We start from the raw sequence: 24,357 nt of genomic DNA on the forward strand, positions 1-24,357 counted from the left end.
ACATGCGGGGGGCGGTTCCCCCGCAACACCCACTTTCACCGCATGATGAAGGAGTTGCGCATGAAAACCCTCAAAGGGCCGGCAGTCTTTCTTGCACAATTTATCGGTGACCACCCTCCCTTCGACACGTTGCAGGGGCTGGCTGGCTGGGCCTCAGGTCTGGGGTTCAACGGGGTGCAACTCCCCACCAATCATCCCCATCTGTTCGATTTGAACCTCGCGGCACACAGTCAAACCTATTGTGACGAGGTCGCCGGACAGTTGGCAGAACATGGGATCGTCATCACAGAACTTTCTACTCACTTGCAGGGACAACTGGTGGCGGTACATCCAGCCTATGATTCCCTGTTCGATCAATTCGCTGCGCCAGAGGTGCGGGGGAAACCGACCGCACGTACCGAGTGGGCGGTGAATCAACTGATGGCGGCGGCGAAGGCCTCTCAGCGACTGGGGTTAACGGCGCATGCGACCTTTAGCGGCGCCCTCGCCTGGCCTTACCTTTATCCCTGGCCCCAGCGACCAGCAGGGCTTATCGATGAAGCCTTTGCCGAACTGGCACGCCGTTGGCGTCCTGTCCTGGATGCGTTTGATGAGCAGGGTGTTGACGTTTGTTATGAGCTACACCCCGGTGAAGATTTGCACGACGGAGTGACATTCGAACGTTTTCTGGCGGCACTGGATGCGCATCCGCGCGCCAACATCCTCTATGACCCCAGTCATTTCTTACTACAACAGCTTGATTATCTGGCATTTATCGACATTTATCATCCGCGAATCAAGGCGTTTCACGTGAAAGATGCCGAGTTTCGCCCTTCCGGGCGTCAGGGTGTGTATGGGGGGTATCAGGATTGGCTGGACCGTGCAGGGCGTTTTCGCTCGCTCGGCGACGGTCAGATAGACTTTACGGCTATTTTCTCGAAGCTGACCCAGTATGATTATTCAGGCTGGGCCGTGCTGGAGTGGGAGTGTGCCCTCAAACACCCAGAGAGCGGTGCTGCTGAAGGGGCGCAGTTTATCCGCCAGCACATCATTCGGGTGGCGGAACATGCCTTCGACGACTTTGCCGACAGCCATCTCGATCCTGCTCAGTTGTTCACCTTGCTGGGACTGGGAGCGAAAACATGAATCGCCGTCTGCGCCTTGGTATGGTGGGTGGAGGGCAAGGCGCCTTTATCGGTGCCGTACACCGAATGGCCGCCCGGCTGGATGATCATTACGAACTGGTAGCGGCGGCCCTCTCAGGCGATCCCGACCGCGCGGCGGCCAGTGCGGCGGAACTGAAACTGCCGCGCAGTTACAGCGATTTTCGCGAGATGGCACGGCTGGAAGCTGCCCGTCCGGACGGCATAGAAGTCGTCGCTATCGTGACACCGAATCATCTGCATGCCCCTGTGGCAACCGCTTTTCTTGACGCGGGTATCCATGTGATTTGCGATAAACCGCTGGCGATGACGCTCGGGGAAGGACAAGCACTGGCCGCACTGGCAAAACGGCAGCAGCGACTGTTTGCCGTGACGCACACTTACAGCGGATACCCGATGGTGCGCCATGCCCGTGCCCTGGTGGCCGCCGGTGAACTTGGCGAGCTACGTTATGTGCAGGTGGAATATCTTCAGGACTGGCTGGCAGAACCGCTGGAAGCCAGCGGTCATCGGCAGGCGGCCTGGCGCACCGATCCCGCGCGGGCCGGTCAGGCTGGTTGTCTGGGAGATATTGGCACTCATGCCTGGCAGCTCGCCGCCTTTGTCAGCGGTCAGTTGCCGGAGACGCTCAGCGCCGAGCTTCACACCTTTGTCCCCGGCAGGCGGGTTGATGATCATGTTCAGGTCTGGATGCGTTATCCCAACGGCGCCCGGGGTTCTCTGGTTGCAAGTCAGGTCGCCAGTGGCGAGGAAAACCGACTGGTACTGCGTCTCTACGGCTCTCGTGCCAGTTTAGTCTTCAGTCAGGAGGAGCCGAACCAGCTTTGGTTTACCCCACTTGCGGGTCAGGCACAGCGACTGACACGGGGACGCAGCGGGAGTCCGGCGGCAACGCATGCCACCCGAGTGCCCGCAGGTCATCCGGAGGGTTATCTGGAAGCTTTCGCTCAGTTGTATACCGATGCCGCACTGCGCATTCACGCCATGCAGGCTGGAATTCCTCCCCCGCCTGAGACAGACGATCTTCCCTGTGTGGGAGAGGGAGTGAACGGTATGCGTTTTATTGATGCGGTGTTAGACAGTCACCGTGCCGGTGGTGCCTGGATACCGTTATAAATCCATACCTCACAGAAATGAGAGCGTCTGGACAGACGGTTTTCAACCATAGTGAGCTTGTGTTAGGGAAGAATGCGTTTGTATCGTGCCTGATGGCGCTGCGCTTATCAGGCCTACAGGTAGCCATCAGGCATTTTCCGCAAACCGCAGACGCAAAAAAGCCCATCCGTCAGGATGGGCTTCTTCGTTTATTTGTACGCTTTGTATTGCCGGATAACCATATCCGGTAAACAGCAGATAAAACAAAAGGCCCAGTCTTTCGACTGAGCCTTTCGCTTTTATTTGATGCCTGGCAGTTCCCTACTCTCGCATGGGGAGACCCCACACTACCATCGGCGCTACGGCGTTTCACTTCTGAGTTCGGCATGGGGTCAGGTGGGACCACCGCGCTACAGCCGCCAGGCAAATTCTGTTTATTAACCCGCCTCTCTGCGCGTTAATTCAATCTGTATCAAGCTGATATTGATGTCTTTCTTTCACCAAAACACCTTTGGCGTTGTAAGGTTAAGCCTCACGGTTCATTAGTATCGGTTAGCTCAATGTATCGCTACACTTACACACCCGACCTATCAACGTCGTAGTCTTCAACGTTCCTTCAGGAGACTTATAGTCTCAGGGAGAACTCATCTCGGGGCAAGTTTCGTGCTTAGATGCTTTCAGCACTTATCTCTTCCGCATTTAGCTACCGGGCAATGCCATTGGCATGACAACCCGAACACCAGTGATGCGTCCACTCCGGTCCTCTCGTACTAGGAGCAGCCCCCCTCAATTCTCCAGCGCCCACGGCAGATAGGGACCGAACTGTCTCACGACGTTCTAAACCCAGCTCGCGTACCACTTTAAATGGCGAACAGCCATACCCTTGGGACCTACTTCAGCCCCAGGATGTGATGAGCCGACATCGAGGTGCCAAACACCGCCGTCGATATGAACTCTTGGGCGGTATCAGCCTGTTATCCCCGGAGTACCTTTTATCCGTTGAGCGATGGCCCTTCCATTCAGAACCACCGGATCACTAAGACCTGCTTTCGCACCTGCTCGAGCCGTCACTCTCGCAGTCAAGCTAGCTTATGCCTTTGCACTAACCTCCTGATGTCCGACCAGGATTAGCTAACCTTCGTGCTCCTCCGTTACTCTTTAGGAGGAGACCGCCCCAGTCAAACTACCCACCAGACACTGTCCGCAACCCGGATCACGGGTCTACGTTAGAACACCAGCCATTAAAGGGTGGTATTTCAAGGTTGGCTCCATGCAGACTGGCGTCCACACTTCAAAGCCTCCCACCTATCCTACACATCAAGGACCAGTGTTCAGTGTCAAGCTATAGTAAAGGTTCACGGGGTCTTTCCGTCTTGCCGCGGGTACACTGCATCTTCACAGCGAGTTCAATTTCACTGAGTCTCGGGTGGAGACAGCCTGGCCATCATTACGCCATTCGTGCAGGTCGGAACTTACCCGACAAGGAATTTCGCTACCTTAGGACCGTTATAGTTACGGCCGCCGTTTACCGGGGCTTCGATCAAGAGCTTCTCCCTAAGGATAACCCCATCAATTAACCTTCCGGCACCGGGCAGGCGTCACACCGTATACGTCCACTTTCGTGTTTGCACAGTGCTGTGTTTTTAATAAACAGTTGCAGCCAGCTGGTATCTTCGACTGATTTCAGCTCCACGAGCAAGTCGCTTCACCTACATATCAGCGTGCCTTCTCCCGAAGTTACGGCACCATTTTGCCTAGTTCCTTCACCCGAGTTCTCTCAAGCGCCTTGGTATTCTCTACCTGACCACCTGTGTCGGTTTGGGGTACGATTTTGTGTTACCTGATGCTTAGAGGCTTTTCCTGGAAGCAGGGCATTTGTTACTTCAGCACCGTAGTGCCTCGTCATCACACCTCAGCGTTGATAAGCGTCCGGATTTACCTAAACGCTCCGCCTACATGCTTAAACCGGGACAACCGTCGCCCGGCCAACATAGCCTTCTCCGTCCCCCCTTCGCAGTAACACCAAGTACAGGAATATTAACCTGTTTCCCATCGACTACGCCTTTCGGCCTCGCCTTAGGGGTCGACTCACCCTGCCCCGATTAACGTTGGACAGGAACCCTTGGTCTTCCGGCGTGCGGGCTTTTCACCCGCATTATCGTTACTTATGTCAGCATTCGCACTTCTGATACCTCCAGCAACCCTCACAGGCCACCTTCAACGGCTTACAGAACGCTCCCCTACCCAACAACACATAGTGTCGCTGCCGCAGCTTCGGTGCACAGTTTAGCCCCGTTACATCTTCCGCGCAGGCCGACTCGACCAGTGAGCTATTACGCTTTCTTTAAATGATGGCTGCTTCTAAGCCAACATCCTGGCTGTCTGTGCCTTCCCACATCGTTTCCCACTTAACTGTGACTTTGGGACCTTAGCTGGCGGTCTGGGTTGTTTCCCTCTTCACGACGGACGTTAGCACCCGCCGTGTGTCTCCCGTGATAACATTCTTCGGTATTCGCAGTTTGCATCGGGTTGGTAAGTCGGGATGACCCCCTAGCCGAAACAGTGCTCTACCCCCGAAGATGAGTTCACGAGGCGCTACCTAAATAGCTTTCGGGGAGAACCAGCTATCTCCCGGTTTGATTGGCCTTTCACCCCCAGCCACAAGTCATCCGCTAATTTTTCAACATTAGTCGGTTCGGTCCTCCAGTTAGTGTTACCCAACCTTCAACCTGCCCATGGCTAGATCACCGGGTTTCGGGTCTATACCCTGCAACTTAACGCCCAGTTAAGACTCGGTTTCCCTTCGGCTCCCCTATTCGGTTAACCTTGCTACAGAATATAAGTCGCTGACCCATTATACAAAAGGTACGCAGTCACCCCATAAAGAGGCTCCCACTGCTTGTACGTACACGGTTTCAGGTTCTTTTTCACTCCCCTCGCCGGGGTTCTTTTCGCCTTTCCCTCACGGTACTGGTTCACTATCGGTCAGTCAGGAGTATTTAGCCTTGGAGGATGGTCCCCCCATATTCAGACAGGATACCACGTGTCCCGCCCTACTCTTCGAGTTCACAACACATGCGATTTTGTGTACGGGGCTATCACCCTGTATCGCCGGACTTTCCAGACCGTTCCACTACCACACATGCTGATTCAGACTCTGGGCTGCTCCCCGTTCGCTCGCCGCTACTGGGGGAATCTCGGTTGATTTCTTTTCCTCGGGGTACTTAGATGTTTCAGTTCCCCCGGTTCGCTTCATTACGCTATGTATTCACGTAATGATAGTGTGACGGATCACACTGGGTTTCCCCATTCGGAAATCGCCGGTTATAACGGTTCATATCACCTTACCGACGCTTATCGCAGATTAGCACGTCCTTCATCGCCTCTGACTGCCAGGGCATCCACCGTGTACGCTTAGTCGCTTAACCTCACAACCCGAAGGTGTTTCGTAAAACACATCGTGTTGTGAAAATTTGAGAGACTCGAACACACCGCTTGCCTGTTCTTATTACGGAGAACAGACACAGTGTGTCGTTTCAATTTTCAGCTTGATCCAGATTTTTAAAGAGCAAAACTTCTTAATGCACTCGAAAGTACATTCAGAAGTTCATCATTCATCAGACAATCTGTGTGAGCACTACAAAGGCAGGTTCTTTAAGGTAAGGAGGTGATCCAACCGCAGGTTCCCCTACGGTTACCTTGTTACGACTTCACCCCAGTCATGAATCACAAAGTGGTAAGCGCCCTCCCGAAGGTTAAGCTACCTACTTCTTTTGCAACCCACTCCCATGGTGTGACGGGCGGTGTGTACAAGGCCCGGGAACGTATTCACCGTGGCATTCTGATCCACGATTACTAGCGATTCCGACTTCACGGAGTCGAGTTGCAGACTCCGATCCGGACTACGACATACTTTATGAGGTCCGCTTGCTCTCGCGAGGTCGCTTCTCTTTGTATATGCCATTGTAGCACGTGTGTAGCCCTACTCGTAAGGGCCATGATGACTTGACGTCATCCCCACCTTCCTCCAGTTTATCACTGGCAGTCTCCTTTGAGTTCCCGGCCGAACCGCTGGCAACAAAGGATAAGGGTTGCGCTCGTTGCGGGACTTAACCCAACATTTCACAACACGAGCTGACGACAGCCATGCAGCACCTGTCTCACGGTTCCCGAAGGCACTAAAGCATCTCTGCTAAATTCCGTGGATGTCAAGAGTAGGTAAGGTTCTTCGCGTTGCATCGAATTAAACCACATGCTCCACCGCTTGTGCGGGCCCCCGTCAATTCATTTGAGTTTTAACCTTGCGGCCGTACTCCCCAGGCGGTCGACTTAACGCGTTAGCTCCGGAAGCCACTCCTCAAGGGAACAACCTCCAAGTCGACATCGTTTACGGCGTGGACTACCAGGGTATCTAATCCTGTTTGCTCCCCACGCTTTCGCACCTGAGCGTCAGTCTTTGTCCAGGGGGCCGCCTTCGCCACCGGTATTCCTCCAGATCTCTACGCATTTCACCGCTACACCTGGAATTCTACCCCCCTCTACAAGACTCTAGCCTGCCAGTTTCGGATGCAGTTCCCAGGTTGAGCCCGGGGATTTCACATCCGACTTGACAGACCGCCTGCGTGCGCTTTACGCCCAGTAATTCCGATTAACGCTTGCACCCTCCGTATTACCGCGGCTGCTGGCACGGAGTTAGCCGGTGCTTCTTCTGCGAGTAACGTCAATCAACACGGTTATTAACCGTATTGCCTTCCTCCTCGCTGAAAGTACTTTACAACCCGAAGGCCTTCTTCATACACGCGGCATGGCTGCATCAGGCTTGCGCCCATTGTGCAATATTCCCCACTGCTGCCTCCCGTAGGAGTCTGGACCGTGTCTCAGTTCCAGTGTGGCTGGTCATCCTCTCAGACCAGCTAGGGATCGTCGCCTAGGTGAGCCGTTACCCCACCTACTAGCTAATCCCATCTGGGCACATCCGATGGCAAGAGGCCCGAAGGTCCCCCTCTTTGGTCTTGCGACGTTATGCGGTATTAGCTACCGTTTCCAGTAGTTATCCCCCTCCATCGGGCAGTTTCCCAGACATTACTCACCCGTCCGCCACTCGTCACCCAAGGAGCAAGCTCCTCTGTGCTACCGTTCGACTTGCATGTGTTAGGCCTGCCGCCAGCGTTCAATCTGAGCCATGATCAAACTCTTCAATTTAAGTTTGATGCTCGTGAATTAAACTTCGTAATGAATTACGTATGTTCACTCTTGAGACTTGGTATTCATTTTTCGTCTTGCGACGTTAAGAATCCGTATCTTCGAGTGCCCACACAGATTGTCTGATAAATTGTTAAAGAGCAGTTGCGACGCGCTTTAGCGCTCTGTCGCGAGGTGGCGTATATTACGCTTTCCTCTTTCAGAGTCAACCCTGATTTTCAGAATTTTTCTCTTCAACCGAACCGGCTGTTTGTGTGAAGTGATTCACATCCGCCGTGTCGATGGAGGCGCATTATAGGGAGTTCTCTGGCGCCCGCAACCCTTAAATGACAGAAAAATGACTGACTGCTGCATTCCACAGCAAAACCCCGCCTTATACCCATTTACGCACAGAGTTATCCACAATGATGTCGATATTTCCCGCCGCAACGACTTACAGAGTCGTGTATCTATGCCGGGGAGACATGTCATTTATCTATACCTGACACACATTCTGCCCTCCCTGCATTCCTACATCTATATAGATGTTCATCAGCGCAGCCCTTTCAGCAGTTCAACGCCAGCAGCGTTAGCGCATCTCCAACACGACGGCACTATTGAGCCCCTTTAATAAGGCCGGTCTTTGCTTTTGGTGCAAATGGCCAATGATCTTTTCCCATCACCAACCGTCTCCTGATTTTGCCGACGCGGCAACAGGACGCAGTCAGTGGCGAAGGGTGAGAAAGATGTGGTGAGAGACAGATATCGATTTGCACTTGTCGCCCCAGGGTGTGTCTCTTGATCACAGTGAAAACCAGCACATCTATATATAGAAGAGCCTGGTGCGCTATAAATGCAAAGAACCCGCCTAAAGGGCGGGTTCTTTGCATTTATAGGTATAGGTTCAGGTCGGCTTCAGACCTCTCCCCCCATTGATTCAGTTCCTGTCGCAGCCGGACATCGCCGGATACGGTTTTTCCTCTGGCATGGGGCAGTTCAGACTCACCTTTTCCGATAAACGTTGGCCGTTCCGTGGATCTTGTTATTGGTGTTACCCGAGGTCATTACGAAAATGTCTCCCCCTTTTTCATCTGCTTTTTTAGAAAGCTCAGCTTTCGCCTCAGCGGTACTGGTCGTACCTGACGTAGCGACCTCACCGACGTTGACATACTGATCGGCGACTTTCTCGAAGTCTTTTTGCAGCATCATTTCCGCAGCCTGCGTACTGAAAGAAAAAGCAGCGACTAGCGCTCCAGCAATTATCTTTTTCATATATCCCTCGTCATCACTGGTTATCACACTTAAACACTTGTGTTTATTTTGAAGAATCAGATGGTCACTCAAAATATGTGTGTCTGCTCTCTGTTATAAGTGGAAAAGTCATTTGCATTGCCTGTAACCCCAAAAGACCTGCATCACTCACAACACACCAGACATCATAACTATATGAACAGTTAACGTAATGCTGTCAACAATAATAAAATCGCCACATCTGAAATTGATATAACGACTATGTAACACCTGGGGATAAAGACAGAATAAATGACAACTACATTAATTATCGATAATATAAAATGCTGAATCATTGAGAAGAAAAAATTCTGATAAAAAGAAAAAAAGCGTCAGTACATGACACATAATCTCTTTCATTGCGCACTTCGCCTTATATCACCCTGCACACTTTGCTTAAAAAAATATTAAGAATAACGCATTCACACAAAAATATTTAATAATTTAAGATATTTAAACACTTAACATTTCATCAAAATAAGAATGGTGTAAATATGAGAAATCCATCACAAAAAAAAGACTGCGCCAATCTAGATTTTCGTAAAATAAACGTTGTTATTGATATCGCATTATATGATTATTGAATACATCGGCAGTGTACAGTCAGTAGGAACAGAGAATAGATGGCATGTTCAAAAAACAATTTATTTACAAAGGAAGTGTCTAACCAACTGATCGCATTGATTAATGAAAGACCAGAAGACAAGTTACAGATTGATGATCTTGTTACTATCTCTGGATTTTCAAAGTTTTACCTGCAATCTTTTTTTAAAGTGCATACGGGAATATCGCTTGGGCGCTTTATAAAAGATATCTACCTTAATCATTCCGCGCTTGAATTAATGAATTCGCAGAATACTATTCTAAATATTGCCTTAAATGCAGGATACAGTTCACAACAGTCATTCTGTCGGGCATTTCGCAAAAAATATAAAATAACCCCAGGCGAACTCAGAAAGTCAGGAGTTAAAGCAGAAGATTTTATAACTGAAAACTAAACAGCATCATTGACTACTTTCCCAGTATAATATGCTTACTCTCTGGCCCTATCCGTACCAATACTCGCCGCAATAATTCATGACGACTCACTCTCTTTGCGCAGAGAAACATTTTCAAAAATAATGCATAAAAAAAAGACCGCACGGGTGGCGGTCAAATGATGTGTTAAGAATAGTAATTGTTTATTTCTCTTTCAGGCACATTTACTCACATTTCATAAACATCATCAACTCAGAAAAAAGAATCCTTTCTCTTACTTGAAGCGCCTTATGAAACATTTACAAAATAGCGTTTAAAAACTCACCACGCAATTTAATTGTAATTATTATATTCCATATAGTTAAATCGTTTCATAATTCTAAACGATTAACTCTAGCGAGACATATTGAATAAGGTATCCTGCTTTCATTACCATTAAGCACGACATTATCGAAATAAGTAAAATTAACAGAATATTCACTAAAACCGTACTGACTCAAAACAATATACCGGGATTTATCATCCCGTGATGACATAACCGCGCTACCCCCCTTAGTACTATTCCCCCTAAACCATAACTCAGGGGTGATACGTCAGCGAAAGAAGATGGGTCGAGCTTCGTTTTACCAACCCGACGGAGGGAGGAGGAATAGTATGTTCCTTAATTATTTTGCACTTGGCGTTTTAATCCTGGTGTTTCTGATAATTTTTTACGGTGTCATTATCATTCATGACATTCCTTACGAAATCGCAAAAAAGCGTAACCACCCACATGCCGATGCCATACATGTTGCCGGATGGGTAAGCCTGTTCACTTTGCATGTACTGTGGCCGTTCCTGTGGATTTGGGCCACCTTGTACCGCCCCGACCGCGGATGGGGAATGCAGTCTGCACAGCAACCGCAGTATGAAAATCTGCAATTGCGTATTGCTGAACTTGAACGGCTGGTGAAACAGCAACAAAAACACGCTGACTCTGATAACACTCAAGGCAATTAATTGTGGATTTATTAATTATTCTGACTTACGTGGCTCTGGCCTGGCTGGTCTTTAAAATATTCAAGATTCCTGTCAATAAATGGAGTATCCCAACAGCAGCTCTGGGTGGAATCTTTCTGGTTGGTGCCCTGATTCTATTAATGAACTATAACCACCCTTATACCTTTAAGGCGCAAAAAGCGGTGATATCCGTTCCGATTACGCCACAGGTGACGGGGATTGTGCGTAAGGTCACGGATAAGCCAAACGAACTGATCAAAAAAGGCGAAGTCCTTTTTGAACTGGATCCGACTCGCTTCCAGGCCCGCGTTGCAAAACTGGAAGCCGATATTGTCACTGCAATCCATAATACTGATTCGCTACAGGCGCAGTTGGATGAAACCATCGCCAATACGGCGACGGCAACGGCACAGCGCGATCGCTTGTACAAAGATTACCAACGCTATTTACAGGGCAGTAAGGCAAAGGTGAATCCGTTTTCAGAAAGCGATATCGATCATGCACGGCAAAGCTACCTCGCTCAGGATGCGGCAGTAAAGTCATCCGTTGCAGAGCAGGCACAAATCAAAAGCCAGCTTGATAGCCTCCTCAATGGCGAACAATCGCAGGTTGCCAGCCTGCGCGCCCAACTTGCTGAAGCAAAGTTTGATTTAGAGCAGACGGTTGTCCGCGCACCGAGCGATGGCTACGCCACTCAGGTGTTGATCCGCCCGGGTACATTTGCAGCGGCGTTACCGCTGCGTCCGGTAATGGTGTTTATCCCCAAACAAAAACGGCAGATCGTGGCGCAATTCCGCCAGAACTCATTGTTGCGTTTAAAAGCCGGCGATGAAGCCGAGATCGTGTTCAACTCTTTACCCGGCCAGGTATTCACAGGAAAACTGGCAAGCGTACTTCCGGCAATTCCAGGCGGTTCGTATCAGGCTCAAGGGGCATTACAATCATTGACGGCTACGCCGGGTACTGAAGGTGTTCTCGCCCTTATTGATCTGAATCCGGATGAGAGTATTGATGCTTTACCGGATGGCATATACGCGCAAGTGGCCGTCTATTCAGATCATTTTTCTCATGTGGCCATTATGCGTAAAGTATTACTGCGTATGACCAGTTGGATGCATTACCTCTATCTGGACCATTAAGCAGTTCATTGTGCCTTGTTGATGTCGGGTAATTATTTCAGGTCGTAGATCATCTACACTGGAAACAAGGCACAATGTTTACAGAACAGACATAATGAAACAATTAAAAATCAGAGATTTAAAAATACTGCTGGATCTTGTTGAAACGAAGAGTTTCAGTCTGTCTGCGAAAAATGCTGGTCTGACCCAGGCCAGCATCAGTAAAAGCATTGCGGCAGTGGAAGAAACGTTAGGCATTAAAATAATTGATAGGGAGAGTCGACCTGTCAGGCTAACCGCCTTCGGCGAAACGCTGCTGCCTCGCATTAGAAAGCACATTTTTGAAAATGATGAGCTCTTTGAACTGGTTGAGCATTACAAGAAAGCCCCTTCGGGCGAAGTAAACATCTTTTCCCCTTCAGGTATGCAGGCTTATCTTGCAGAAAATATTCTGCCGCCCTTGTTTCAACGATTCCCCGATTTGAACGTAACAATAACAACATCGAATCACTATAAAGCCGACTACTTTAAAGGCGTAAGTTTTAATAATTCCTGCGATATGCTGATCTCCTATTCGCCACCGCATAATCAGAATTTGATCGCCAGAAAAGTAAAACGCATACGGATGGATGTCTTTGCAACCCCAGAGTTTCGCGAACGCCATCCTTTCACTACGCCAGATGAGTTATCCCGGCATCCTTTCATTTTGTTAAGTTCAATGGCGAATAACAGCTATGAAAATATTTTTGAGTTTGCGAATGCAGAGACTGCAGAAGTAAAATCGGTCGCCGTTACGGGAAAACTAAAGTTTGACAATGTTTACACCGCCATCAATTGCTGCCGGAATGGGATGGGATACATGGTCACGTCCGATTTACTTCTGAAAGATACCAGCGGAATACAGGCCGTCTTGCCTCCAGAATGGGGCATTTATATTGATTGCTATGTCATTTATAGAAGCCGGAAGAACCTGCCATTCCGCGTACAATCATCGTTAGATTATATTATTGAGCTAATGGCACAGGAAAATAAACCGTAACAACAGCAGGTCACTATGCCATTTGACGCAGCTCTGCTGTTATAAGTGAAGAGTGCAAGTAATACTCATGCAAACGCCTTTGCTTTGCGGGAGTCGTCATTCACCGCCAGAGCAAATTTCAAAAAGGTTTCCCCGATCATTTTATCCAGTTCTACCGCGTATTTAGTTGGACGCAGGCAACGCCCTTCCCTTTCAAAAAGCGGTACGGGAAAGTAAGAGCAAAAGCGTTTGAGCATTATACTCACTGTGGGTGCTGAACAGTTCAACACCACGCTGGCATTAAATATCGTTTTATAGCTCATCACCGCAGAAAAGTAGAGTGCAGAATTAAAGTCAATATTTTTAAGATACTCAAAGTCATGTTTTTCAAGCATTTCATTATTCTCAATGTTCACTCAATTAGCCTCTCATATAACAACATAAAATATAAGTATTTTAAATGATTGAACAAACAATCATTAGCGCTATGAAGTTATAAAACAAAACTATATCCATCCAGATATAGTTGAGTAACGTGGCGATTTATTGCGGAGTCAACATCGATAATAAGGAATAACTCCAACACCACAGATTAATTAAACTATTTTGCAAATCAAAATAGTTAGCGCGTTATTAAATACTGACATGAACAATTAATACAAATTCAACTCAGGAGTCGTCCTGATGAATGTTTAAGAGAGTACCAAAACCACAAAAAAGATAAACAATTAAAAGATGCAAAACAGTGAATACTATTATTCCAAAATTGTCATAGAGCCAGAGACTTCAACACTCAATTCCCGTTCCCTGGTTCAGGAACAGCACACCAGCGCAACTCAAATGCGAAGTCAGCGTCGTATCCCACAGAAGAGAGGTTTTTTGACAACGCAACCCCGCCCCTCAACACCGGCCCTGCTCAGGAAGTCCAGCGCTCTTACTCCGGCAAAATTGATCCAGACACAATTTTGCGAAATAACTCTTGATGCAAAACTTGATCTTTATGATAATCATTCTTGTTATCATTTTCATAACGGACGTGCCTGGTATGCTTAACACTACGGCAGCACAACACATTAAAGACACGACGCCGCTCTCCCCTTCTCGCACGAAGCGCCAGATAGACAGCAAGATGCTGCTTGGCGAAGAGGGATGGGTGCTGATTGAACATAAAGGTCAACATTACCTGCTGCGCCAGACGCAATCCGGAAAACTGATCCTGACTAAATAAAACAGCCTATTTTTCGCCAGCCACCCAGGTCACCCCAGGCAGCCAGCACTTTTCAATTTCCTTATGGAGAGTTGTTATGTTACGCCTGCAATCTGCCTCTTTGCGCCCATCGCTACTGGCAATCATCATCGCCAGCGCCTTGCCTGGGGCGGCTTACGCAACCACAGACGATATGACCGTCACCGCGACCGGCAACGCCCGCAGCGCTTTCGAGGCGCCGATGATGGTCAGCGTTATTGAGACGTCCGATCCCGAAAACCAGACCGCCAGCTCTGCCGCTGACCTGCTGCGGAGCGTCCCTGGCATCACCCTGAATGGGACGGGACGCACGAATGGTCAGGATGTCAACTTGCGCGGCTATGACCGCCGTGGTGTATTGATTCTGGTTGATGGTGTCCGTCAGGGAACCGACACCGGGCATCTCAACAGCACGTTCCTCGACCCTGCCTTGATTAAACGTATTGAAGTTGTGCGTGGGCCTTCAGCGCTGCTGTACGGCAGCGGCGCGCTGGGTGGCGTCATCGCCTATGAGACGGCCGATGCCAACGATCTACTCCAGGAAGGGCAAAACAGCGGATTCCGCGTCTTTGGCACCGGCGGCACCGGCGATCACAGTCTGGGTATGGGTGCCAGCGCTTTTGGTCGCAGCGATAATCTGGACGGTCTGGTGGCATGGTCTGGCCGCGATCGCGGCGATTTGCGTCAGGGTGATGGTTCTACCGCGCCCAACGATGAGTCCATCAATAATATGCTGGCGAAAGGTGCCTGGCAGATTAACGAGGCCCAGTCGCTGAGCGGCTCACTGCGCTATTACAATAATGCTGCGCAGGAACCGAAGAATCCACAAACCATTGAAGCCTCAAGCGGCAGTAATCCGATGGTGGACCGTTCGACAATCCAGCGTGATATGCAGATGTCTTATAAACTTGCCCCGCAAGGTAATGACTGGCTGAACGCCGATGTTAGCGCGTACTGGTCTGAAGCCCGCATTAACACGCAGAATATCGACAGCACCGGTGAATTTCGCAAACAGACGACCAAAGGCGGCAAAGTTGAAAACCGCAGCCGTCTTTTCAGCGACTCTTTTGCCTCTCATCTGCTGACGTACGGCGGCGAATATTACCGCCAGGAACAACATCCCGGCGGCGCCACGACCGGATTCCCGGAAGCGAAAATCGACTTCAGCTCTGGCTGGTTACAGGATGAAATCACCCTGCGCGACCTGCCCGTTACGCTACTCGGCGGCACGCGTTATGACAACTACCGTGGCAGCAGCGACGGTTATGATGATGTCGATGCAGACAAATGGTCATCGCGTGCCGGGATGACCGTCAGCCCCACCGACTGGCTGATGCTGTTTGGTTCTTATGCTCAGGCATTCCGCGCGCCGACAATGGGCGAAATGTATAACGACGCCAAACATTTCTCTATCGGCAGCTTCTACACTAACTACTGGATACCGAATCCGAATCTGCGCCCGGAAACGAACGAAACGCAGGAGTATGGTTTTGGGCTGCGCTTTAACGACCTGATGCTGTCCAACGACGCTCTGGAGTTTAAGGCCAGCTACTTTGATACCAACGCGAAGGATTATATCTCCACATCCGTCGACTTCGCCGCAGCCACCACCATGTCTTACAACGTGCCGAACGCCAAAATCTGGGGCTGGGACGTGATGACAAAATACGCGACTGACCTGTTCAGCCTTGATGTCGCGTACAACCGCACGCGTGGCAAAGATACGGATACTGGCGAATATATCTCCAGCATTAACCCGGACACCGTCACCAGCAAGCTCAACGTGCCGGTGGCACAAAGCGGTTTCTCCGTCGGCTGGGTCGGCACCTTTGCCGATCGCTCAACGCACATCAGCAGCGAATACAGTAAACAGCCGGGTTATGCCGTAAACGATTTTTACGTCAGCTACCAGGGACAACAAGCGTTGAAAGGCATGACCACCACACTCGTACTGGGCAACGCCTTCGATAAAGAGTACTGGTCGCCGCAGGGTATTCCGCAGGATGGCCGTAACGGCAAAATTTTCGTGAGCTATCAATGGTAATCATCGCACCCCGGTTCGCCGGGGCTATTATCTGGAAGGAAGAGACAATGAATCACTACACTCGCTGGCTTGAGCTAAAAGAACAGAACCCGGGAAAATACGCGCGCGATATCGCGGGTCTGATGAATATCAGCGAAGCCGAACTGACGTTTGCCCGCGTCGGTCATGATGCCCGTAGACTGCACGGTGACATCCGCGAACTCCTCGCTGCGCTGGAAGCCGTTGGCGAAACAAAATGCATTTGCCGCAACGAATACGCGGTGCATGAACAGGTTGGCGCCTTCACCCACCAGCATCTGAGCGGCCACGCCGGACTGGTACTTAACCCGCGAGCGCTCGATCTGCGCCTGTTTCTGAATCAGTGGGCCTGGGTGTTCCATGTCAAGGAAACAAGCGCCCGTGGCGAGCGCCAAAGCATTCAATTCTTTGACTATCACGGGGATGCCGTACTGAAAGTGTACGCGACCGACAACACGGAAATCCCGGCATGGAATGACGTCCTGCACCGTTTTATCTCTGAAGAGAACCCACCGCTGGCGCTACAAGTGGCCGACGCCCCCGCCAGCGCGCCACAGACAGAGGCAGGTACTATTGAAAAAGAGTGGCGTGCGATGACCGACGTTCACCAGTTCTTCACCCTGCTAAAACGGCATAACCTGACCCGTCAGCAGGCGTTTGAACAGGTTGCTGACGATCTGGCCTGTAAAGTGTCGAACAGTGCGCTGGCGGAGATCCTTAACGCGGCCCGCCAGGACGGTAACGAAATCATGGTCTTCGTCGGTAACAAAGGATGTGTGCAAATCTTTACTGGCGTTGTCGAAAAAGTGGTGCCAATGAAGGGGTGGCTGAACATATTTAATCCAACCTTTACGCTGCATCTGCTGGAAGAGAAGATTGCCGAGAGCTGGATAACGCGAAAACCGACCGCTGACGGCCACGTCACCAGCCTCGAGCTTTTTGCACATGACGGCACGCAAATTGCCCAACTCTACGGTCAACGGAGTGAAGGCGAGCCGGAGCAATCACAATGGCGTAAGCAGATCGATGCCCTTGCGCCTAAAGGACTGGCGGCATGAAAAAATGGCTCGCCCTGATTGTCGCACTGCCGCTGAGCACTTTTGCTGCCACGGCAGATAAGATTGTCGCCCTCGGGGGGGATGTCACCGAGATAGTCTATGCGCTCGGGGCGCAGTCCTCGCTTGTCGCCCGTGACAGCACCAGCCAGTGGCCTTTGGAGGCCACTGCCCTGCCTGATGTGGGTTATCTGCGCCAGCTTAATGCCGAGGGACTACTCGCCATGCGCCCTACGCTTGTGCTGGCCAGCAGCCAGGCGCAGCCTTCGCTGGTTCTCAAACAGCTTGAGCAAAGCAAGGTTCAGGTGATTACCCTGCCGGGTCGCAGCGATCTCAGCGTCATTGATGAGAAAGTCCAGATCATCGCGAAGGCCACCCATCGGGTAGCACAAGGCGAGGCTCTGCGAAAAACGTTGCATCAGGAAATCACTGCCCTGCCAACGACACCGCTCAATAAACGTGTGCTATTTATTCTGAATCACGGCGGGATGAATGCGATGGCGGCCGGACAGCAAACGGGAGCTGACGCCGCCATTCGCGCGGCGGGATTACACAACGCCATGCAGGGATTCTCTCGCTACCAGCCACTTTCTCAGGAAGGGGTTATCGCCAGTCAGCCTGATCTTGTGGTGATACCTAAAGAAGGCCTCGCGGCCCTGGGCGGTGAAGAAAACCTGTGGAAACTGCCCGGACTGGCGCAAACGCCTGCGGGTCGCCATAAGCAGGTGCTGGCAGTTGATGAAATGGCGCTGCTCGGCTTTAGCGTGCGCACTCCGCAGGCTATCCAGCAGCTACGCAGCAAAGCGGAGTCGTTGCCCTGATGCCACGGCATATCACGTTCTCTCTGTATACGCTGGCGCTGATACTGGCGCTGGCGACCGTGCTGGCGAGCGGCTTTGGCGCGCTGCGCCTGCCGGTGAACCTGCTCTGGCGGGAAGGTGATGATGCCTTACGTCAGATTTGGTTGACCATTCGTTTGCCCAGAGTGCTGCTCGCGCTGGTTATCGGCGGTTCGCTGGCGCTGGCAGGCTGCGTCATGCAGGGGCTTTTTCGCAATCCGCTTGCCGACCCCGGCCTGCTTGGGATCAGCAGCGGCGCGGCGCTTGCCGTTGCGCTGTGGGTAGTCCTGCCATTCACCTTGTCCCCGCTGCTGATGCTTTACGCCCCAATGCTGGCGGCGTTCGTTGGGGCATTGGTGGCGACGATCGTGATTTTTTTGCTCAGCCGGCAGCATCATGGCTCGCTTTCGCGTCTTCTGCTCGTCGGTATCGCTATCAACGCCTTGTGCGGCGCGGCGGTAGGCGTTCTGTCGTGGCTCAGTAACGACGCGCAACTCCGCCAGCTTTCGCTGTGGGGAATGGGAAGTCTCGGTCAGGCGCAGTGGTCAACGCTGCTGGCGGTGAGCTCTCTGATGCTCCCCACGGTCGTGATCATCTGGCGTCTGGCAACCACGCTTAATCTCCTGCAACTGGGCGACGAAGAGGCCCATTATCTGGGCGTCGATGTCCGCACTGTTCAGCGTATTTTACTGGTTTGCAGCGCGTTGCTGGTCGCCGCGGCGGTCGCCATCAGCGGGGTCATTGGGTTTATCGGTCTGGTCGTTCCGCATGTGATTCGCATGGGGTTAAGCGCAGACCACCGGGCGGTTATCCCGGGTTCTGTGCTGGCCGGTGCGTTTTTGTTACTCGTTGCCGATACGCTTGCCCGCACGCTGGTTGCCCCGGCAGAAATGCCGGTCGGACTCCTGACCAGCATGTTGGGCGCCCCCTGGTTCCTGTGGCTTATTTTTCGCCGGGGAGGACAACATGGCTGAACGCCTCATTGCCGAAGAGATAAGCTATACGGTTGCCAACAGACCCGTGATTCGTGACGTGTCTGTTAGCCTTGCGAAGGGGGAATTACTGGCGCTTATTGGCCCCAACGGTGCGGGAAAATCAACGCTGCTACGACTGCTCACAGGCTATATTCCCCCGGCGCGCGGTCGCTGTTTGTTAGCGGACAAACCGCTGGCGCAGTGGTCAGCGCAAACCCTTGCGCGCTACCGCGCCGTCATGCTCCAGCAAACGCAGGTGGGTTTCGACTGGCCAGTCGAAACCGTCATTGGGATGGGGCGAATGCCCTGGACGCCACAGCCTGAAGCGTCGGTGATTCATCAGGTGATGCAGTTGACCGAATGCCTGTCGCTGGCGGGAAGGCGTTATGCTGCGCTGTCCGGCGGCGAGCAACAGCGTGTGCAGTTAGCGCGTGCGCTGGCGCAACTGTGGCGCGAAGGTTCCCCCCGCGGCTGGCTGTTTCTGGATGAACCCACCTCTGCGCTGGATCTGTTTCATCAGCAGCATTTGCTCCGGTTGCTTAAATCGCTCACCAGGCAGGGACAACTTCACGTTTGCGTGGTGTTGCACGATCTCAATCTGGCGGCACTGTGGGCGGATCGCATTCTATTGCTGCATGAAGGCCGGATCGTCTCTGAAGGTACGCCCATCGACGTTCTGCAACGCGAAACGTTATCCCGCTGGTACGGCGCCGACGTTCAGGTTGGCCCGCATCCCGACGCCGCAACGCCACAGGTCTTCCTGACCCCTTAATATGTCCACCGGGTTCAGGCGGTCGACCCGCAAATCCCGAGGTTTTACAGGTCGTTAATTATGTTACTCCGGCGCCAGAAAAAACCTGGCGCCTTTGAATTACGCAGCCCATCAGGGATAATACCCTTACGATTCGTGAATCCAGGACTGCGATGAGACACTCCCTGCAACGCCTCGCTGTGCGTAAACGGCCCATGAAACTCGGTACAACGGTGATACTGATGGTCAGCGCCGTGCTGTTCTCCGTGCTATTGGTTGTCCATCTGATTTACTTCTCACAAATCAGCCAGATGACCCGCGACGCACTGGCGAATAAAGCACTGGCGGTGGCGCGGACGTTGGCAGATTCCCCGGAAGTTCGTCGCGGCCTCAAGAAAAAACCCGAAGAAAGCGGTCTTCAGGCGATTGCCGAAGCCGTCAGTAAGCGTAACGATTTGTTGTTTGTCGTGATCACCAATATGCAGAGCATCCGCTACTCGCACCCCGAAGCCCAGCGCATCGGCAAACCGTTTAAAGGCGACGACATTCTTTTGGCCCTACAGGGAAAAGAAAACGTGGCCATCAATCGCGGTTTTCTGGCGAAAGCGCTGCGGGTATTCACCCCCATCTATGACGAAAACCATCAACAGATCGGCGTCGTCGCCATTGGCCTCGAACTCAGTCGGGTCACCGAGCAAATCAACAACAGCCGCTGGAGCATTATCTGGTCTGTTTTATTTGGCGCCCTGGTCGGTCTGTTAGGCGCTTACGTGCTGGTCAGGGTGCTAAAACGCATTCTGTTTGGCCTGGAACCCTACGAGATTTCCACGCTTTTTGAACAGCGTCAGGCGATGCTGCAATCCATAAAAGAGGGGGTGATCGCGGTCGACAGCAGCGGCGAAGTGACGCTGATAAATCAGGCGGCGCAGGAACTGCTCGCCTGGCGGAAATCCCAGGACGATGCGCAGCTCTCCACCCTCAGCCATGCCTGGTCGCAGGTTGTGGATCTCAGCGAAGTGCTTCGCGACGGTAAACCACGCCGCGACGAAGAGATAACCATCAAAGACCGGTTGCTGTTAATCAACACCGTCCCGGTACGCAGCAATGGAAAAATCATCGGCGCAATCTCAACCTTCAGGGATAAAACCGAGGTTCGCCAGCTCATGCAACGACTGGACGGTATGGTCAACTACGCGGATGCACTCCGTGAACGATCCCACGAATTTATGAACAAATTGCATGTGATTCTGGGATTATTGCATCTGAAGAGTTATAAGCAGCTGGAAGATTATATTCTGAAGACCGCGAATAACTATCAGGAAGAGATCGGCTCACTGCTGGGGAAAATAAAGTCCCCCGTCATCGCAGGTTTTTTACTCAGTAAGATGAATCGCACCTCCGATTTAGGGCACAGTCTGGTTGTCAGTAATGAAAGCCAGTTGCCGGAGTGCAGCAATGAAGATCAAGTCACTGTGTTGATTACCGTTTTGGGTAATTTGATTGATAACGCGTTGGAGGCGTTCGATCAAACGCCCGGCGGCGAAATCAGCGTATCCTTACATTATCGGCATGGTTTTCTACACTGCGAAGTGAATGATGATGGCCCGGGCATCGAACCCGAGCGTATCGCTCACATTTTTGAGAAAGGCGTCTCGTCAAAGGGAACCGAACGCGGTGTGGGTTTATCTTTAGTAAAACAACAGGTTGAAAGTATTGGCGGTCACATTTCCGTCGAGTCAGAACCTGGGATCTTTACACAATTTTATGTACAGTTACCCTGGGATGGGGAGAGGACCCGTGTATGATCAATGTCTTAATTGTTGATGACGACGCAATGGTAGCGGAGCTAAACCGTCGCTATGTTGCGCAAATCCCTGGCTTTCATTGTTGCGGAACCGCCTCCACGCTGGAGAAAGCAAAAGAGATCATCTTCAATGGCGAAAATCCTATTGACCTGATTTTGCTGGATATTTATATGCAAAAGGAAAATGGGCTGGATCTGTTGCCGATCCTGCACAGTGCGGGCTACAAATGCGATGTCATTGTTATATCTTCAGCAGCCGATGCCACCACCATCAAAGACTCCCTCCATTACGGTGTGGTCGATTATCTGATTAAACCTTTTCAGGCGTCCCGCTTCGAAGAGGCGCTGACGGGCTGGCGGCAACGAAAAGTCGCGATGGAAAAACGTCAGTACTATGAACAGTCAGAACTCGACCAACTCATTCACGGCAGCGCCTCCAGCGAGCAGGATAACCGACGTCTGCCAAAGGGTCTGACGCCGCAAACGCTGCGCACGCTGTGCCAGTGGATAGACGCTCACCAGGAAATGGAATTTTCCACTGATGAATTGGCAAACGAGGTTAATATATCTCGTGTTTCCTGCCGAAAGTACCTTATTTGGCTGGTGAACTGCCATATATTGTTTACCAGTATTCATTATGGCGTCACCGGCAGACCGGTTTACCGTTATCGTATTCAGGCTGAGCATTACTCGTTACTTAAGCAATATTGTCAGTAAAAAGAAAATGCAGACCTGGGGTTATTCGTTATATAATCGTAAAAATTATTACAATAATGAAAAATTACCAGGTCTTAGATTTAATTACCCCAATACAAAGCTTGTGCCAGATCAAACTGGGCCGTAATACGGCATTTAATTCAGTATCTTATAATTGATTTACGCCTCGTTGTTTTTAATTTCATAAGCGCTAACAAAAGTTATTTAAGTATTATCTAACTTACAGAGTGTGTATTTTTATTAAAAAAGGACTTGCCTGAATTAGCTAAATACTTCAGGTAATTTAAAATAAGTAGCAATGGAGAACATGCTACATCTTATGAATACCGTATCTTTTTGTGAGCAGACGACTGATTCTACATTCCCGGATTATAATTCAATACTCCGGCGTGACTGTGATCACATAAATAAAATAACTTTCTCTTTTAGCTGTGATTTACGTAATAGCAGAAGAGGTAGCGCTGATGATATGTTATTGAATAACTGGAATAACATACAAAAACGACAACGCCAGCCACTGCTCGTCATTAAAAGCCCTGCGCCCCATCGCCAGAGAGTGCTCATCTCTGAAAAGAACTATAATAACTTAAACATTTTTAATAATTTCCTAAAGAATCTGGCATTGCATTAATCGCAAATGCAGAGATAACGAATATTTGCCAATTTTTGATATGTCTACAGGAAATCAAAAATTGTCAGTGAGCCATTTAACAAAATTGACTGGGTTTTTCGCGAGGGTAAATAAATGTTATTTAGTATACAACTTCTCATTATATTAGTGTGTCTGTTTTATGGCGCCAGAAAGGGCGGTATCGCGCTGGGTTTGTTAGGCGGTATCGGCCTTGTCATTCTGGTTTTTGTTTTCCATCTTCAGCCGGGTAAACCACCGGTCGACGTTATGCTGGTTATCATCGCGGTGGTGGCAGCATCGGCGACCTTGCAGGCTTCCGGCGGTCTGGACGTCATGTTGCAGATTGCGGAGAAGTTACTGCGCCGCAACCCGAAATATGTCTCCATCATGGCACCCTTTGTAACCTGTACGCTGACCATTCTCTGCGGTACGGGCCACGTGGTGTACACCATTCTGCCAATCATCTACGACGTTGCGATTAAGAACAATATTCGCCCGGAACGTCCAATGGCCGCGAGTTCCATCGGTGCGCAGATGGGGATCATCGCCAGCCCGGTTTCCGTTGCAGTGGTATCACTGGTAGCGATGCTGGGTAATGTGACCTTCGAAGGCAAGCATCTGGAATTCCTTGACCTGCTCTCTATCACGATTCCTTCCACGCTGTTGGGTATACTGGCTATCGGTATCTTTAGCTGGTTCCGTGGTAAAGATCTGGATAAAGACGAAGATTTTCAGAAGTTTATTTCCGTTCCGGAAAACCACCATTACGTGTACGGCGATACCGCAACGCTGTTAGACAAAAAACTGCCGAAGAGCAACTGGCTGGCGATGTGGATCTTCCTGGCCTCTATCGCAATCGTTGCTGTACTGGGCGCCTTCTCTGATCTGCGTCCGTCCTTTGGCGGCAAACCGCTGTCCATGGTTCTGGTCATTCAGATGTTTATGCTGCTGACCGGTGCGCTCATTATTATCCTGACCAAAACCAATCCTGCTTCTATCTCAAAAAACGAAGTATTCCGTTCAGGTATGATAGCCATCGTGGCGGTGTACGGTATTGCCTGGATGGCAGAAACCATGTTCGGCGCGCATATGGATGAAATCCAGGGCGTGCTGGGTGAGATGGTGAAAGAGTATCCATGGGCCTATGCGATTGTTCTGCTGCTGGTTTCCAAGTTTGTAAACTCTCAGGCAGCAGCGCTGGCGGCTATCGTTCCGGTGGCACTGGCAATCGGCGTCGATCCGGCGTATATCGTGGCTTCAGCACCTGCGTGCTACGGCTACTATATTCTGCCGACCTACCCGAGCGATCTGGCGGCCATTCAATTTGACCGTTCCGGCACCACCCGCATTGGTCGCTTCGTGATCAACCACAGCTTCATTATGCCGGGTTTGATCGGCGTGAGCGTCTCCTGCGTATTTGGCTGGGTCTTCGCTGCCATGTACGGGTTCCTGTAACC

At 50.8% G+C, this 24,357-nt stretch carries 17 protein-coding genes and 3 rRNA genes; 15 read left to right on the forward strand and 5 right to left on the reverse strand.

Going from position 1 to position 24,357, the window contains the following annotated elements; translation table 11 throughout:
- The first annotated feature begins 60 nt into the window (after nucleotides 1-60).
- Both ACO7SM_RS19705 and ACO7SM_RS19710 read left to right on the forward strand, forming a co-directional pair.
- Nucleotides 61-1,125 (forward strand): sugar phosphate isomerase/epimerase family protein, encoded by a 1,065-nt coding sequence (locus ACO7SM_RS19705; protein ID WP_490468901.1) that lies wholly within the window; start codon nucleotides 61-63, stop codon nucleotides 1,123-1,125.
- On the forward strand, nucleotides 1,122-2,258 hold the full coding sequence (locus tag ACO7SM_RS19710; protein ID WP_490468902.1) for a Gfo/Idh/MocA family protein: 1,137 nt from the start codon (nucleotides 1,122-1,124) through the stop codon (nucleotides 2,256-2,258). Before ACO7SM_RS19705 ends, ACO7SM_RS19710 begins: the two co-directional genes overlap by 4 nt.
- 287 nt (nucleotides 2,259-2,545) lie before the next feature.
- Here ACO7SM_RS19710 and rrf read toward each other — a convergent pair.
- The 4 genes from rrf to yahO all read right to left on the reverse strand — a co-directional run bounded on the left by rrf (nucleotide 2,546) and on the right by yahO (nucleotide 8,690).
- Nucleotides 2,546-2,661, reverse strand: a 5S ribosomal RNA gene (gene rrf, locus ACO7SM_RS19715).
- 97 nt (nucleotides 2,662-2,758) lie between these two features.
- Nucleotides 2,759-5,665, reverse strand: a 23S ribosomal RNA gene (locus tag ACO7SM_RS19720).
- 232 nt (nucleotides 5,666-5,897) lie between these two features.
- Nucleotides 5,898-7,439 (reverse strand): 16S ribosomal RNA (locus tag ACO7SM_RS19725).
- Together the 16S, 23S and 5S rRNA genes form the textbook arrangement of a ribosomal RNA operon.
- 981 nt (nucleotides 7,440-8,420) lie before the next feature.
- The gene (gene yahO, locus ACO7SM_RS19730; protein WP_490468903.1) at nucleotides 8,421-8,690 is read right to left on the reverse strand and encodes a DUF1471 family periplasmic protein YahO; all 270 of its coding nucleotides are present in this window, start codon (nucleotides 8,688-8,690) and stop codon (nucleotides 8,421-8,423) included.
- A 677-nt stretch (nucleotides 8,691-9,367) separates the two neighbouring features.
- Between yahO and ACO7SM_RS19735 the strand changes: the two genes are divergently transcribed.
- The 4 genes from ACO7SM_RS19735 to ACO7SM_RS19750 all read left to right on the forward strand — a co-directional run bounded on the left by ACO7SM_RS19735 (nucleotide 9,368) and on the right by ACO7SM_RS19750 (nucleotide 12,842).
- Nucleotides 9,368-9,706, forward strand: a complete 339-nt coding sequence (locus ACO7SM_RS19735; protein WP_490468904.1) for a helix-turn-helix transcriptional regulator — start codon at nucleotides 9,368-9,370, stop codon at nucleotides 9,704-9,706.
- Nucleotides 9,707-10,340: 634 nt separating this feature from the next.
- Entirely contained in the window at nucleotides 10,341-10,685 is a 345-nt protein-coding gene (locus ACO7SM_RS19740; RefSeq protein ID WP_490468905.1) for a DUF3302 domain-containing protein, read from the forward strand.
- A gap of 2 nt (nucleotides 10,686-10,687) precedes the next feature.
- Nucleotides 10,688-11,824, forward strand: a complete 1,137-nt coding sequence (locus ACO7SM_RS19745; protein WP_490468906.1) for an HlyD family secretion protein — start codon at nucleotides 10,688-10,690, stop codon at nucleotides 11,822-11,824.
- Between the two features lie 94 nt (nucleotides 11,825-11,918).
- Nucleotides 11,919-12,842 (forward strand): LysR family transcriptional regulator, encoded by a 924-nt coding sequence (locus ACO7SM_RS19750; protein WP_490468907.1) that lies wholly within the window; start codon nucleotides 11,919-11,921, stop codon nucleotides 12,840-12,842.
- Between the two features lie 65 nt (nucleotides 12,843-12,907).
- Here the strand turns inward: ACO7SM_RS19750 and ACO7SM_RS19755 are convergent, their stop codons facing one another.
- Complete coding sequence (locus tag ACO7SM_RS19755) at nucleotides 12,908-13,237, reverse strand: LysR family transcriptional regulator (RefSeq protein ID WP_490468908.1); 330 nt, start codon at nucleotides 13,235-13,237, stop codon at nucleotides 12,908-12,910.
- 584 nt (nucleotides 13,238-13,821) lie between these two features.
- Here ACO7SM_RS19755 and hemP point away from each other — a divergent pair.
- From hemP to dcuB, 9 genes are all read left to right on the forward strand, one after another.
- On the forward strand, nucleotides 13,822-14,049 hold the full coding sequence (hemP, locus tag ACO7SM_RS19760) for a hemin uptake protein HemP (protein ID WP_490468909.1): 228 nt from the start codon (nucleotides 13,822-13,824) through the stop codon (nucleotides 14,047-14,049).
- Nucleotides 14,050-14,125: 76 nt separating this feature from the next.
- Complete coding sequence (locus ACO7SM_RS19765; RefSeq protein WP_490468910.1) at nucleotides 14,126-16,111, forward strand: TonB-dependent hemoglobin/transferrin/lactoferrin family receptor; 1,986 nt, start codon at nucleotides 14,126-14,128, stop codon at nucleotides 16,109-16,111.
- Between the two features lie 47 nt (nucleotides 16,112-16,158).
- The gene (gene chuS, locus ACO7SM_RS19770; RefSeq protein WP_490468911.1) at nucleotides 16,159-17,187 is read left to right on the forward strand and encodes a hematinate-forming heme oxygenase ChuS; all 1,029 of its coding nucleotides are present in this window, start codon (nucleotides 16,159-16,161) and stop codon (nucleotides 17,185-17,187) included.
- A complete protein-coding gene (locus ACO7SM_RS19775; protein WP_490468912.1) occupies nucleotides 17,184-18,005 on the forward strand; it encodes a heme/hemin ABC transporter substrate-binding protein in 822 nt (273 codons plus the stop codon). Before chuS ends, ACO7SM_RS19775 begins: the two co-directional genes overlap by 4 nt.
- The gene (locus tag ACO7SM_RS19780; RefSeq protein ID WP_490468913.1) at nucleotides 18,005-18,997 is read left to right on the forward strand and encodes a FecCD family ABC transporter permease; all 993 of its coding nucleotides are present in this window, start codon (nucleotides 18,005-18,007) and stop codon (nucleotides 18,995-18,997) included. Before ACO7SM_RS19775 ends, ACO7SM_RS19780 begins: the two co-directional genes overlap by 1 nt.
- Nucleotides 18,990-19,769: a heme ABC transporter ATP-binding protein gene (locus tag ACO7SM_RS19785; RefSeq protein ID WP_490468914.1), complete on the forward strand. Its 780-nt coding sequence runs from the start codon at nucleotides 18,990-18,992 to the stop codon at nucleotides 19,767-19,769. The genes ACO7SM_RS19780 and ACO7SM_RS19785 overlap by 8 nt, the downstream gene beginning before the upstream one ends.
- A 152-nt stretch (nucleotides 19,770-19,921) precedes the next feature.
- Nucleotides 19,922-21,553, forward strand: a complete 1,632-nt coding sequence (locus ACO7SM_RS19790) for a sensor histidine kinase (RefSeq protein ID WP_490468915.1) — start codon at nucleotides 19,922-19,924, stop codon at nucleotides 21,551-21,553.
- Complete coding sequence (gene dcuR / locus ACO7SM_RS19795) at nucleotides 21,550-22,269, forward strand: two-component system response regulator DcuR (RefSeq protein ID WP_490468916.1); 720 nt, start codon at nucleotides 21,550-21,552, stop codon at nucleotides 22,267-22,269. The genes ACO7SM_RS19790 and dcuR overlap by 4 nt, the downstream gene beginning before the upstream one ends.
- 745 nt (nucleotides 22,270-23,014) lie before the next feature.
- The gene (gene dcuB, locus ACO7SM_RS19800; protein WP_490468917.1) at nucleotides 23,015-24,355 is read left to right on the forward strand and encodes an anaerobic C4-dicarboxylate transporter DcuB; all 1,341 of its coding nucleotides are present in this window, start codon (nucleotides 23,015-23,017) and stop codon (nucleotides 24,353-24,355) included.
- Nucleotides 24,356-24,357 lie beyond the last annotated feature (2 nt).

Source organism: Citrobacter sp. LJND-P06, from assembly GCF_058188415.1.

Coding starts and splice junctions, on each gene's coding strand:
- ACO7SM_RS19705 (WP_490468901.1), top strand. CDS start 61: ATGAAAACCCTCAAAGGGCCGGCAGTCTTTCTTGCACAATTTATCGGT.
- ACO7SM_RS19710 (WP_490468902.1), top strand. CDS start 1,122: ATGAATCGCCGTCTGCGCCTTGGTATGGTGGGTGGAGGGCAAGGCGCC.
- yahO (WP_490468903.1), bottom strand. CDS start 8,690: ATGAAAAAGATAATTGCTGGAGCGCTAGTCGCTGCTTTTTCTTTCAGT.
- ACO7SM_RS19740 (WP_490468905.1), top strand. CDS start 10,341: ATGTTCCTTAATTATTTTGCACTTGGCGTTTTAATCCTGGTGTTTCTG.
- ACO7SM_RS19750 (WP_490468907.1), top strand. CDS start 11,919: ATGAAACAATTAAAAATCAGAGATTTAAAAATACTGCTGGATCTTGTT.
- hemP (WP_490468909.1), top strand. CDS start 13,822: ATGATAATCATTCTTGTTATCATTTTCATAACGGACGTGCCTGGTATG.
- ACO7SM_RS19765 (WP_490468910.1), top strand. CDS start 14,126: ATGTTACGCCTGCAATCTGCCTCTTTGCGCCCATCGCTACTGGCAATC.
- chuS (WP_490468911.1), top strand. CDS start 16,159: ATGAATCACTACACTCGCTGGCTTGAGCTAAAAGAACAGAACCCGGGA.
- ACO7SM_RS19775 (WP_490468912.1), top strand. CDS start 17,184: ATGAAAAAATGGCTCGCCCTGATTGTCGCACTGCCGCTGAGCACTTTT.
- ACO7SM_RS19780 (WP_490468913.1), top strand. CDS start 18,005: ATGCCACGGCATATCACGTTCTCTCTGTATACGCTGGCGCTGATACTG.
- ACO7SM_RS19785 (WP_490468914.1), top strand. CDS start 18,990: ATGGCTGAACGCCTCATTGCCGAAGAGATAAGCTATACGGTTGCCAAC.
- ACO7SM_RS19790 (WP_490468915.1), top strand. CDS start 19,922: ATGAGACACTCCCTGCAACGCCTCGCTGTGCGTAAACGGCCCATGAAA.
- dcuR (WP_490468916.1), top strand. CDS start 21,550: ATGATCAATGTCTTAATTGTTGATGACGACGCAATGGTAGCGGAGCTA.
- dcuB (WP_490468917.1), top strand. CDS start 23,015: ATGTTATTTAGTATACAACTTCTCATTATATTAGTGTGTCTGTTTTAT.